Annotated in this window: 8 protein-coding genes; all 8 read left to right on the forward strand. The window is 72.5% G+C overall.

The window, feature by feature from the left end:
- The first annotated feature begins 268 nt into the window (after positions 1–268).
- Positions 269–451: a lysine biosynthesis protein LysW gene (locus ACIBK5_RS43460; RefSeq protein WP_399029039.1), complete on the forward strand. Its 183-nt coding sequence runs from the start codon at positions 269–271 to the stop codon at positions 449–451.
- 81 nt (positions 452–532) lie between these two features.
- On the forward strand, positions 533–1561 hold the full coding sequence (gene argC / locus ACIBK5_RS43465; RefSeq protein ID WP_399029041.1) for an N-acetyl-gamma-glutamyl-phosphate reductase: 1029 nt from the start codon (positions 533–535) through the stop codon (positions 1559–1561).
- Between the two features lie 13 nt (positions 1562–1574).
- Positions 1575–2474 (forward strand): [LysW]-aminoadipate kinase, encoded by a 900-nt coding sequence (locus ACIBK5_RS43470; protein WP_399029043.1) that lies wholly within the window; start codon positions 1575–1577, stop codon positions 2472–2474.
- Positions 2467–6579, forward strand: a complete 4113-nt coding sequence (locus ACIBK5_RS43475) for an amino acid adenylation domain-containing protein (protein ID WP_399029045.1) — start codon at positions 2467–2469, stop codon at positions 6577–6579. The genes ACIBK5_RS43470 and ACIBK5_RS43475 overlap by 8 nt, the downstream gene beginning before the upstream one ends.
- Entirely contained in the window at positions 6576–7751 is a 1176-nt protein-coding gene (locus ACIBK5_RS43480) for an acyl-CoA dehydrogenase family protein (protein ID WP_399029047.1), read from the forward strand. The genes ACIBK5_RS43475 and ACIBK5_RS43480 overlap by 4 nt, the downstream gene beginning before the upstream one ends.
- Positions 7752–7826: 75 nt before the next feature.
- Positions 7827–9023: an acyl-CoA dehydrogenase family protein gene (locus ACIBK5_RS43485; RefSeq protein WP_399029049.1), complete on the forward strand. Its 1197-nt coding sequence runs from the start codon at positions 7827–7829 to the stop codon at positions 9021–9023.
- A 70-nt stretch (positions 9024–9093) separates the two neighbouring features.
- Complete coding sequence (locus ACIBK5_RS43490) at positions 9094–10464, forward strand: M20/M25/M40 family metallo-hydrolase (RefSeq protein ID WP_399029051.1); 1371 nt, start codon at positions 9094–9096, stop codon at positions 10462–10464.
- A 70-nt stretch (positions 10465–10534) separates the two neighbouring features.
- Positions 10535–12562 (forward strand): AMP-binding protein (locus tag ACIBK5_RS43495; RefSeq protein WP_399029053.1); only part of this gene is annotated, 2028 nt, incomplete at its 3' end.

Genomic DNA, 12562 nt, shown 5'->3' on the forward strand with positions numbered 1-12562 from the left:
GAACTGGAAGACCTCTTCGTCGAACTCGGCTTCAGACATGACGGTTCAAGCCCTCCGGAAACGTGGGATGTGGGCGGTCGAACGAGCCCAAGTCGAGGCTTGCAGCCCCCAGTACGGCCCGGCAGTCGGGAGGAACCCCTACGCGCCGCCCGGCCCGCGGCCCGGTGTCCGCCCGTCCGGGATTCACCCGACTTACCGCGCAGGGCGGTTGGCGGTGAGGGTCGTAGAGGCCGGAGAACCCGGCCCGGACCACACAAGGAGGAATGAGATGACCACTGCCACCGCGGTCGCTCCGTGCCCGGAGTGCGAGAACGGCGTCACCGTCCCGGACGGGGTGCGGCAGAGCGAGATCGTCGAGTGCGGCGACTGCCTCAGTGAGCTCGAGGTGATCACGATCGAGCCGCTGCTGCTGGCGGTCGCTCCGGAGGTCGAGGAGGACTGGGGCGAGTAGCCGCCCGCACGGCTCCGGGGCCCCGCCCCGGAGATCCCGCGCGTCAAGCGCACCCCTAGTCATCCGGACTTGGAGGCCCTCGTGATTCGTGCCGGCGTCTTCGGCGCGTCTGGGTATATCGGCGGAGAGCTGCTCCGGCTGCTGCTCGGCCACCCTGAAGTGGACATTGTCAGTGCGGTGTCGGGCAGACTCGCCGGGCGGCGGGTGGACACCGTCCACCCCAATCTGCGCGGCTGCACCGACCTGCTGTTCTGCGCTCCGGCGGACCTCGCCGACTGCGATGTGGTCTTCCTCGCCGTGTCGCCCGCCACGGCGATGGAGCTGGTCCCGGAGCTCGACGGGCGGGCACCCGTGCTGATCGACCTCAGCGGTGGGTTCCGGCTGCGGGACCCGGAGGTCTTCGCCCGCTACTACGGCGAGCACAGCAGCCCCGGCCTGCTCGACTCGTTCGTCACAGGCTGGCCGGAGCGCCACCGCAAGGAACTCGCCGAGGCCGATCGCATCTCCATGCCCGGATGCATGGCCAACGCGGCCACTCTCGCCCTGTATCCGCTGGCCGCGGAAGGGCTGATCCGTCCCGACGTCACCATCGACGGGCGGGTGGGCTCCAGCGGCTCCGGCGCGACCGCCGACGCCATGAACCTGCACGCCGAACGCAGCGGCGCCATGCGGGTGTTCAAGCCCCAGCGGCACCGCCACGAGGCCGAGGTGGCGCAGAGCACCGGGCTGACCGTGCGGATGAGCGCCACCGGGGTGGAGGCCGTGCGCGGCGTCCAGGTGCTGATCCGCGTCCAGGCCGCCGAGGGGGTCTCGCTCGGCGAACGCGAGCTGCGCAAGGTCTACCGGAACCACTACGGGGACGAGCCGTTCGTACGGATCGTCGTGCAGAAGCGGGGCCTGTACCGGCTGCCCGAGCCGAAGATCCTCAGCGGCTCCAACTTCTGCGACATCGGATTCTCCACGGACGAGGAGGACGGCAGCGCGGTGCTCGTCGCGGCGCTCGACAACCTCGTCAAGGGCGGCTCGGGGAACGCCGTACAGACCATGAACATCCGCTTCGGCATGCCGGAAACCCTCGGACTCGGGTTCACCGGCCTGCACCCGGTGTGAGGGGGGAACGGCAGTGACGACCGGACTGACGGTCATGAAGTGCGGCGGCGCGGCCGGGGTCGACCCCGGCCGGGTGTGCGCCGATGTCGCGGCGCTGGTCGCGGCGGGGGAGCGGGTCGTGCTGGTGCACGGCGGCTCCGCCGAACTGGACAAGCTCGCGGCGCGGCTCGGGGTCCCGCAGCGCACCCTCACCTCGCGCAGCGGCGTCACCTCCCGCTACACCGACGACGCCACCCTGGAGGTGCTGACGCTGGCACTGGCCGGGCAGGTCAAGCCGGCCGTGCTGACCGAGCTGGCGGCGCTCGGCGTCCCGGCGGTCGGAATGACCGGCATCGACGCGGGCCTGCTGCGCGCCCGTCGCAAGCAGGCGCTGCGGGCCAAGGTCGACGGCCGCGTGGTGCTGGTACGCGACGACCACAGCGGACGCATCGACCGCGTCGAGCCGGGTGTCCTGAAGGTCCTGCTGGACAGCGGGATCACGCCCGTCGTCTCGCCGCCGGCGCTGGACGAGGACGGCCGCTCGGTGAACGTCAACGCGGACCGTGTCGCCACCGCCGTCGCGGCCGCCCTCGGCGCCACCCGGCTGATCTTCCTCACCGCCGCGCCCGGTGTCCTCGCCGACCCCCGCGACCCGTCGTCCCGCCTGGACCACGTCGTACTGCCTCCCGAGGGCACCCCACCCGGCGCCGAGGGCGGGATGGCCGTCAAGCTCATCGCCGCCCGCGAGGCCCTGGTCGCCGGCGTCCCCGAGGTACTGATCGCCGACGGCCGTGTCGAGCGACCGGTGCGCCGGGCCATCGCGGGGGAGGCGACTCGTGCGGTGCTCGGTGTGCCGGAGCACAACGGCGCCGCCGGCGCGCCGGACGCCGCAGACGGAACCCCCAGCACACCGAACGGAGAAGGAGATGAGTGACCTCAGGCGAGTGCCCCGGCGGCCGGTCCGTCGTGCCGAGCGGGTGGGGCGAAGCGCTGCCGGAAGCGGTGGTGCTCGGGATGCGCTGCGGCGGCTGCAGGACAGCGGGCGTGCCGAGGAACGGATCGAGCGGGCCGACCGGGACCGGCGACTGCCGCTCGCGGCGGCCCAGCAGCGGCTGTGGTTCCTCGACCAGTGGGACCCCGGCTCCGCCGCGTACAACGCACCCCTCGCGCTGCGGCTGACAGGGCCGCTCGACCTGCAGGTCCTCGGCCGCGCACTGGACCGAGTGGTGTCCCGCCACGAGATCCTGCGCACCCGGTACGGCAGTGCCGACGGGCTGCCGTACCAGATCGTCGATCCCCCGGCCCCCGTGCCACTGCCCGTCTCCGACCTCTCCGGCCTGCCCACCGGGGAGCGCGAGCAATTCGCGGCGGAGCTCGTCGCCGAGGGCGCCCGGCAGCCGTTCGACCTGGTCACGGGGCCGGTCCTGCGCGCCGGACTGCTGAGGCTCGCCGCGGACGAGCACATCCTGCTGCTGACGCTGCACCACATCGCCACCGACGGCTGGTCCACCGCGATCGTCTCGCGCGAGGTGACGGAGCTGTACGCCGCCGGGGCCGCCGGCCTCGACGACCCGCTGCCGCCGCTGGCGGTGCAGTTCGCCGACTACGCCGTGTGGCAGCGCCGTATGCTCGCCGACTCCTCGTTCGACGACCGGCTCGGGTACTGGACCGGACGTCTCGACGGCCTGCCCGTCCTGGACTTCCCCACCGACCGCCCCCGTCCCAAGGAGCCCACGAGCCGTGGCTCCGTGCACGAGACCCGGCTCCCCTCGGCCCTCAAGCAGGCCATGGTCGAGCTGGCGCGCGGCGAGCGGGTCACCGTGCTCACCGTCGCCCTCGCCGCGTTCCAGACTCTGCTCACCCGCTACACCACGCAGGACGACATCGTGGTCGGTTCGGTCGTCAACGGCCGTACGGCGCCCGAGACCGAGCCGCTGGTCGGCTTCTTCGCCAACACCCTCGCGCTGCGCACCGACACCTCCGGCAACCCGTCCTTCCGTGACCTCCTCGCCCGCACCAACGAGACGGTCGTGGGCGGCCTGATGTACCAGGACGTGCCGTTCGGCCGGATCGTCGACGCGCTCCAGCCCGAGCGCGAGCCCGGGCGCAACCCGCTGTTCCAGATCTCCTTCACCCTGCAGAACGCGACCGCCGACGGCCAGGACCTCGGCGGTCTACGGGTCGAGCAGGTGCCGCTGGTCGTCGGCACCGCACGGTTCGACCTCGCCATGCAGCTCACCGAGGTGCCCGGCGACGGCTACCGGGTCTGGATCGAGTACTCCACCGATCTGTTCGACGCCGAGCGCATCGAGCGGCTCACCGAGCACTACCGGCGTGTCCTGGAGGCGGTCGTCGCCGACCCGGGCATCGCCCTCGGCCGCATCCCCCTGCTCGACACCGCCGAGCGGCACGAGCTGGTGGCCGGCGAGAACCGCACCGACACGGTGTACGACACGGCCGGCTCCTGCCTCCACCAGCTCGTCGAACGGCAGGCCGACCTGTACCCGGACCGCCCGGCGGTACGGTTCCGCGGCCGCGAGCTGAGCTATGCCGAGCTGGACCGCCGCGCCAACCGGCTGGCCCACGCCCTGCGGGACCTCGGCGTGGGCCCGGACAGCCGGGTCGGCATTCTGCTGGAGCGCGGCCTCGAACTGCCGGTCACCCAGCTCGCGATCCTCAAGGCGGGCGGTGCGTACGTGCCGCTCGACCCGGTCCACCCCACCAACCGCCTCGCCTACGTGCTGGAGCGCGCGGAGTGCCGTCATGTGATCACCGAGGGCTCGCTCGCCGACGCGCTGCCCGACACGGTCACCCGGCTCGACTGGCGCGACCCGGACTTCCTCACCACCCTGGAACAGGCCCCCGACACCCGTCCGCACGTCACCGTGCACCCGCGCAATCTCGCCTACGTCATCTTCACCTCCGGGTCGACCGGCAGGCCGAAGGGCGTCCTCGTCGAGCATCGCAGCGCCGTCAACTTCACCGCATCGTCCGTGGAGATGTTCGGCCTGGGGCCCGACGACCGCGTGCTGCAGTTCGCCAATCCCGCCTTCGACGTCAGCGTCTTCGAGATCTACAGCGCGCTCGCCTCCGGTGCCGCGCTCGTTCTCGCGCCGCGCGCCACCCTCCTCGACCCGGACTCCCTCACCGCGCTGATGCGCCAGGAGCGGGTCACCACGGCCGACATCCCGCCGTCCGTGCTGGCCGTCCTCGACCCGGCCCGACTGCCGGATCTGCGCAACCTGTTCGTCGGCCTGGAACCCTTCCCCGGCGACCTCGTCGACCGCTGGCGGGACGGCGGCCGGCGGGCCTTCCACAACGGTTACGGCCCCACCGAGACCACCGTCGCCTCCGTCGACCACCTGTGCGGCCCCCAGCACGGCTCGGCCAGCCCGCCCATCGGACGCCCGCTCGCCAACCAGTACGCGTACGTACTCGACCCGTTCGGACAGCCCGTGCCGCGCGGAGTGGCGGGCGAGCTGTGGATCGGCGGCCTCGGCCTCAGCCGCGGCTATGCCCAGGCCCCGGGCGCGACCGCCGAGCGCTTCCTGCCGGACCCGTTCGCCGCGCCCGGCAGCCGGATGTACCGCACCGGTGACCTGGCGCGCCGCCGCGGTGACGGCAACCTGGAGTTCTTCGGCCGAGCCGACACCCAGGTCAAGATCCGCGGCCTGCGCATCGAGCCCAGCGAGATCGAGCAGGTGCTGAGCCGCCACCCGCAGGTCCGCCAGGCCGCAGTGGTCGTCCTGAACGGCGCCCCAGGCGGACCGAGGCTCGTCGCCTATGTCGTCCCCGAGGCCGGCGCCGAGCCGGCCCCCGCCGAGCTGCGCCGCCATCTCGCCGAGGACCTGCCCCCGTACATGCTCCCCAGCGCCTTCGTCCCCCTGGAGGTCCTGCCGCTCACCCCCAACGGCAAGCTCGACCGGGCCCGCCTCCCCGAGCCCGAACAGCGCGCCCCGAAGGACCGCCGGCCTCCGGCGACCGCCACCGAGCAGGCCGTGGCCGACATCTGGACGGCGCTGCTCTCCACGTCCGAGTTCGCCCGGGACGACAACTTCTTCATGGTGGGCGGCAACTCGCTGCACGCCACCCAGCTGCTGTCCCGGATCCAGGAGAGCCTGGGTGCCGAGATCCCGCTGCGCCGGCTGTTCACGAACGGCACGGTGGAGCAGTTGGCCGCGCTGGTCGACGAGGCGCGGGAGGGGGGAGCGGGCGAATCGGCCGGGCGACCTGTCGTGCTCGCCGCCGGTGTGGACCGGCCCGTGTTCTTCTGCGTCCACCCGAGTGGCGGCTCCGTCGCGCCCTACGTACCGCTCGCGTCCTCGCTGCACCCCGCGCAGCCGCTGTACGCCCTCGAGGCACCGGAGACCGGCGAGTGGGCGGATTCCGACCCGGTCGTGGCACTCGCGCGGACGCACGCCGACGCGATCCGGCGGGCCCGGCCGGAAGGGCCGTACCACCTGGGCGGCTGGTCCACCGGGGGCGCGCTCGCACACGAGACCGCGCGGCTGCTGCGTGAGCAGGGCGCCGAGGTCGGGGTCGTGGTCCTGCTCGACACCGACGTACCGCCGGAGCTGACCGAGCCGCCGAGTACCGCGCAGGCGCTGGAGCTCTACGCGGCGGACCTCGCCGGGCTGCGTGGACTCGCCGTAGCGCCCGCGCTGGATGACATCGACGCACTGGACTTCGAGGAGCAGCTCACCGTGACCGCAGACAGGCTGGCCGAATCCGGGCTCGTGCCCGACGACGGCGTGGACCGGCTCACCGACCGCATGCGCACCTTCGTCGCGACCGTCCGTGCCGGGGCCGTATGGCGTCCGGGAGTGGTGGACGTGCCGGTGGCGCTCCTCACCTCCGAGTCGCCGGCCGCCGAGGAACGGGCACGTTACTGGGCGTCGCGTACGTCCGCCGGGCTGACGCACCTTCAGGCACGTGGCGACCACTACGGGATGATGGCGCCCCCGCACGTCGGCACGGTCGCCGATCTGCTGCAACAGGTCCTGGACCGGGTCACGGACCGTGCGGAGGCCCGCTCGTGAGCGGCTTCGACACCCTGGACCCGTGGCTGACCGACGAGCAACGCGCCTTCCGCCGGAACGTACGGGAGTTCTTCGCCGAGGACCCGGTGCGCAAGGCGGTCGCCGCGCTCGGTGTTCATGAGCCGCGCGAGGAGAGCGGACTGCTCGACGTGTACCGCCGGCTCGGTGAGCGTGGCTGGCTCGCCGCCGCCTGGCCCGAGGAGTACGGCGGGCTCGGCCTCACCGCCGTCGAGGCGGGCATCGTGCTGGAGGAGATGGTTCTCAACGGGGTTCCCGAGGACCAGCACGTGCTGAGCATCGACACCGTGGGACAGCTGCTGCTCCTGGCCGGCACGCCGGAGCAGCGGACGCGGCATCTGCCCGCCCTCGCCAAGGGCGAGCAGATCGCCACGGTCCTGTTCACCGAACCGCACTGTGGATCCGACCTCGCCGCCCTGCGGACGAGGGCCGTGCCGGACGGTGACGGCTGGCGGTTGTCGGGGCGGAAGATCTTCAACCAGAAGTCGCAGTTCGCCGAGTGGGCACTGTGCGCGGCCCGCACCGACGAGGGCCCGGTCCGGTACCACGGCATCACGCTCTTCCTGCTCCCACTGCGCTCGCCGGGCGTGGTGATCAACCCGGTGTGGAGCATGGGCGACGAACGGTTCAACGAGATCGTCATCGAGGACGTGCGGTTGACCGCCGAGCACATCGTGGGCCCGGTCGACGCGGGCTGGCAGCTCCTCAACGACATGCTCCTGCTGGAGCGCACCGGCATGGACTTTCAGGCCAAGCTGCGCCGTTGGCTGGACATCGTCGTCGCGGACGCCCGGCGCACCGGCCGGCTCGCCGACTCCGGGTACGCCCAGCGGATCGCGGACGTCGACGCGCAGCTGAAGGCGGGCCGTGCGCTGGCCTGGCGGATGGTGCGCGCGCAGGTGTCGGGGGAGCCCGACCCGGTCGCGTCCGCCGCGTCCAAGTGGTTCATCACCCAGCAGTCCGACGCCGTCGTACGGCTCGGGGCCGACGTCATGGGTCTGGACGGGCTGCTCAGCCGCTGGGACGGCGAGGCGCCGGCCGACGGGCTGCTGGAGTCCGTCTATCGGCAGAGCCCCGCCCACACGCTCGCCTCCGGCACCTCCGAGGTGATGCTCCAGATCATCGCCGCCAGTGGACTCGAGCTGTCTTCCTGACTCTCCCCGGCTGACTTCCTCCCGCTGAGTTCACTTCCGACTTCTCTTCCGACTCCCTTGAGGGGGCCTACCGACATGACATTGGCAGCGGCCGACCTGCCGGCCGGACTCGCGGACCTCTTCGGCGGTGAACTGGCCGCCACCGTCCGGCGGATGAGCGAGCGGCCGATGGGTGGCGGCCCCGTCGCCCCCGAGCAGGCCGACGCCCGGGCCGCCGTCTGGGCGGAACTCGCCGATGCCGGGGTGTTCGACGCGGTGGTGGACGGCACGGAGTCCGCCGGGCGTCTGGTGGCGCTGGGCGAGGTGATGGGGCGGGCCCTGTACCGCTCGCCCTATCCGGACACCGCGGGGGCGGCCGAGCTGATCACGGCAGGTGGCCTAGCCGATGAGGAGCCCTACGCCGAGGTGCTCGACGCCATCGCCGATGGTGAGGTCACGGTCGCCCTCGCGGCACGTGCCGCCGGGACGGACGACCCTGCTCGTCCGGCGGCGCTCACGCTCGGCAACGGTCCCGACGGGCCTTGGATCTCCGGGCACCGGCGTTTTGTGGCGTCTGCGGACACGGCGGATCTTCTGCTCGTCGTCGGCACGCTCTCCGAGGATGCCGGGGGAGCCGAGGGAGCCGAGGGAGGCGGGGGAGCCGAGGGAGGCGGGCGAGCCGGGAACGTCGGCGGGACGGCCCTCACCCTGGTGCGCGCCGACGACCCCGCGGTCACCGTCCGCCGCCAGGACGACATCAGCCGAGGTGACCTTCACACCGTAGAGCTGCACCGGGCACCCCTGCTCGGCGGGCGGCTGCTTGCCGACCCTGCCGAAGGCCGGCCGCTGTGGCAGCGCGTCCTCGCCAGGGCGCGCCTGCGGCAGGCCGCCGCTCTCGTCGGGCTGGCCCGGGGTTCCGTGGACCTGGGCGTCGAACGTGCCCGCAGCCGCGTCCAGTTCGGCCAGCAGCTCTCCCGTCACCAGAGCGTCGCCTTCACGCTCGCCGGGCTGACGGCGCGCATCACGGCGGTGCACGCGTTCGTGGAGGAGACGGCCCATGTCCTCGACAACAGCCCCAGGGCCGTGGACGGCAACGAGCAGGCCGTGCTCCAAGCGCTCGCGCTGGCCGCCGAGCTGGCGCGCGATGCCGCCGCGCAGTGCCTGCACCTGCACGGCGCCCACGGCATGACCGAGAACGCGGACATCCAGCTCTACTTCCGCCGCGCGGCCCTCGACTCCCTCCTGTGGGGCTCCCCGGCCCAACTGCGCGCACAGGCGGCCGCCCTCTTCTGACCCTTCGGCCGGCGCCGAGCTCCCAGCACCGTCCCCAGCCCCGCCCTCAGCCTGAAAGGACCGACCGGCGATGACCACCAGGCCTGCCTCCGCCCCCGTCGACCCCATCCCGATCCTGCAGCGGCTCATCAGGTTCCGCAGTGTCAATCCGCCCGGCGAGGAACGCGGCTGTGCGGAGTACGTCGCGGAACTCCTCGCCGAGGCCGGGATCGAGTCCCAGCTGCTCGGCCCCGACCCGCAGCGGCCCAATCTGGTCGCGCGGATCCCGGGCCGGGGCGAGGCGCCGCCGTTGCTGCTGCACGCACACTCCGACGTGGTTCCCACGGACGGTCAGGAGTGGACGCACCCGCCGTTCGAGGCGCGGATCATCGACGGTGAGGTGTGGGGGCGCGGGGCCATCGACATGAAGGGCGGGCTCGCCATGATGCTCGCCGCCCTGCTGACCCTGCGCGCCCGCGGCGAGGCCCCGGCCGGGGACGTGCTGCTCGTGGTGGTCGCCGACGAGGAGAACGGCAGCCGGGTGGGGGCGGGCTGGCTCACCCGGGAGCACCCGGAGCTGTTCGAGGGCATCCCGTACGCGATCGGCGAGGACGGCGGAGCGGTGCTCACGGTCGACCCCACTCGCCGCTTCCACTCGGTCGGCGTAGCCGAGAAACGGGCCTGCTGGCTCCGGCTGACGCTGCGCGGCCGCGGCGGGCACGCCTCCCGCCAGGGCTGGCCCGGCCTCGCCGTACACAAACTCACGGAGCTGCTCACGGCCCTGCGCGACGGGCGGCTGCCGGTCCACATCACCCCCGCGTACGACCGCATGCTCCAGGAGCTGAGCGAGGTCGTGCCGGACGAACTCGCCACTGAACTCACCGCGCTCCGCAAGGGAGAGCGCACCACGGTCCCGTACGAACTGATGAACACCGCGGACGCGGTCTACCTGGACTCCACGCTCCGGCACACCGTCAACGCGACGATCATCCGCACCCCCGAGAAGATCAACATGATCCCGGCGGAGATCACCGTCGACCTCGACGGCCGCATCCTCCCGGGCGACTTCTCCGTCGAGGACTACGTCGGCGAACTGCGCGCACTGCTCGATGAGTTCGACCCGTCCGGCCTACTCAGCGGTGAGGTGGAGATCGAGCTGCTGCTCGAAGGGTCGCGCAATCCCAAGCCGGAGCCGGAACTCGGCCCGTTCTACGAGCGGTTGGCCGAGATCCTCAAGGAGGCAGACCCTGAGGGCGTCCCGGTCCCGATGATCACGCCGGCCTCCACCGACGCCCGCCTCTTCGCCAACCTCGGGATGGACTGCTACGGCTGGCTGCCGATGCTCCTGCCGGCCGGTTCCCGCTACCAGGAGGCGATGCACGACGCCGACGAACGCGTCCCCGTCGACGCCGTCCGCTTCGGCGCCGACTGCCTCTACCGCTTGCTGATCGACCACCCCTGACGCACCGTCACTCCCTGTCGACGTCACCGCACGCCCGACTCCCACCCGTACCCGGAACCCGGAGAAGACCATGTCGTCGTTCCGCCCTGCCGACCTCGTCGAGACGCTGCGCGCCCGTGCCGCCGCCACCCCTGAGGCCACGGCCTACATTTTGCTCGAGGAGGACGGCGCGGAGCGCCGGCTGACCTACCGCGAGCTCGACACCCGCGCTCGCGCCACCGCGGCCGCCCTGCAGGCACAGGGCAGCGAGGGCGGCCGGGCGTTGCTGCTGTATCCACCGGGCGAGGAGTACATCGTCGGGTTCTTCGGCTGCCTGTACGCGGGTACGGCGGCCGTCCCCGTCTACCCGCCGTCCGGCAAGCGGGGTCTGGACCGGCTCATGAACATCGTCACCGACGCCGAGACCTCCGTCGCCCTCACGGACGATTCCACCCTCGGGCTCGTCCGGGCCATGGGCGACGACCTCGGCGACCTGGCCCGCCTCGCCTGGACCGCTACCGACACCGTCGCACCCGAGACCGCGGGGGCCTGGAGGGAGCTGGCTCCCGGCCCGGACGCGCTGGCCTTCCTCCAGTACACCTCCGGCTCGACCGGCTCGCCCAAGGGCGTGATGCTCCGGCACGGCAACCTCATCGAGAACTCCCGTGTCATCGCCCGCGCCAACGGCTCATCGAGCGACAGCGTCGGCGTCAGCTGGCTGCCGCCGTATCACGACATGGGCCTCATCGGCGGCATCCTGCAGCCGCTCTACAGCGGCTTCCCCTGCGTCCTGATGGCCCCCATGACCTTCCTGCGCCGGCCCTTGCGCTGGCTCGACGCGATCAGCCGGCACGGCGGCACGATGAGCGCGGCACCCGACTTCGCGTACGCCGACTGTGTGCGCCGGATCACCGAGGAGGAGCGTGCCGGGCTGGACCTGAGCACCTGGGAGCACGCCATGGTCGGCGCCGAACCGGTGCGTCGGCAGACCCTGGACGACTTCGTGCGGGCCTTCGGGCCCAGCGGCTTCCGCCGCTCCGCCTTCCACCCGTGCTACGGCCTGGCCGAGGCCACTCTCTTCGTCACCGGCGGCAAGCCGGGCCCGGAGCCTCTCACCGCGGTCCTCACCGAGGACGGGCCGTGCCCGACCGGCACCGACGCGTCCGGCACCACCCTCATCGGCTGCGGCGACGTCCAGGGCGACGACCGTATCGCGGTTGTCGACCCACAGACGCTGGTGCCCGTCCCCGACGGCCGGATCGGCGAGGTCTGGGTCGCCGGCGGGTCTGTCGCCCACGGCTACTGGCGCCGCCCCGAACAGACCGAGGCCACCTTCGCCGCCCGGCTCGCCGAGCCCGACGGCAACACCTATCTGCGCACCGGCGACCTCGGCTTCCGCCACCAGGGCCAGCTGTTCATCACCGGCCGTATCAAGGACCTCATCGTCGTACGCGGCCGCAACCACTACCCCCAGGACATCGAGTACACCGCCGAGCGCAGCCACGATCTCCTCGTCCCCAACCGGGCCGCCGCCTTCGGCCTCGACGACGGCAGCGGGGAGCGGATCGTCCTGATCCACGAGGTCACCCGCGCCTTCCGCGAGGAGGACGCGGCCGAGGTCCTCGCCGCCATCAGCACGGCGGTCACCCAGGAGCACGGGCTGGCGCTGCACGACATCGTGCTGGTCCGCATGGGCGCCCTGCCCCGCACCTCCAGCGGCAAGATCCGCCGCCGGGCATCGAGGGAGGGCTACAGCGAGGGCGCCTTCGAGCCGCTGGCCCGCACTGCCGGCACGGACGTGATCGCGCCCGCCGACAGGGCCACCGCGCTCTTCGCGGACGATCCGGTGGGGCAGCGCATCCTGGCCACGGTCGCCGAGGCACTCGACACACCGCTCGGCGCGCTCGCCGCGACCCGGCCGCTGGTGGCCCAGGGTCTCGACTCCCTGCGCGCGGTCCAGCTGCGCTCGGCCCTGACCGCGCAGTACGGCGCCGACGTCCCGCTGGCCGACCTGCTGGGCGACACTGACCTGACCCAACTCATCGCACTGGTACGGCAGTCGGCGGCCGACGGCAGGCGCGAGGCGGACCGGATCACGGCCCGTGCGGACGGCCCGCTG

The organism is Streptomyces sp. NPDC050546, from assembly GCF_044457425.1.
Lineage (GTDB): Bacteria > Actinomycetota > Actinomycetes > Streptomycetales > Streptomycetaceae > Streptomyces.

Excerpts from the sequence above, each read along its gene's own strand:
- ACIBK5_RS43490 (WP_399029051.1), top strand. The coding sequence starts at position 9,094 with ATGACCACCAGGCCTGCCTCCGCCCCCGTCGACCCCATCCCGATCCTG.
- ACIBK5_RS43475 (WP_399029045.1), top strand. The coding sequence starts at position 2,467 with ATGAGTGACCTCAGGCGAGTGCCCCGGCGGCCGGTCCGTCGTGCCGAG.
- ACIBK5_RS43485 (WP_399029049.1), top strand. The coding sequence starts at position 7,827 with ATGACATTGGCAGCGGCCGACCTGCCGGCCGGACTCGCGGACCTCTTC.
- ACIBK5_RS43460 (WP_399029039.1), top strand. The coding sequence starts at position 269 with ATGACCACTGCCACCGCGGTCGCTCCGTGCCCGGAGTGCGAGAACGGC.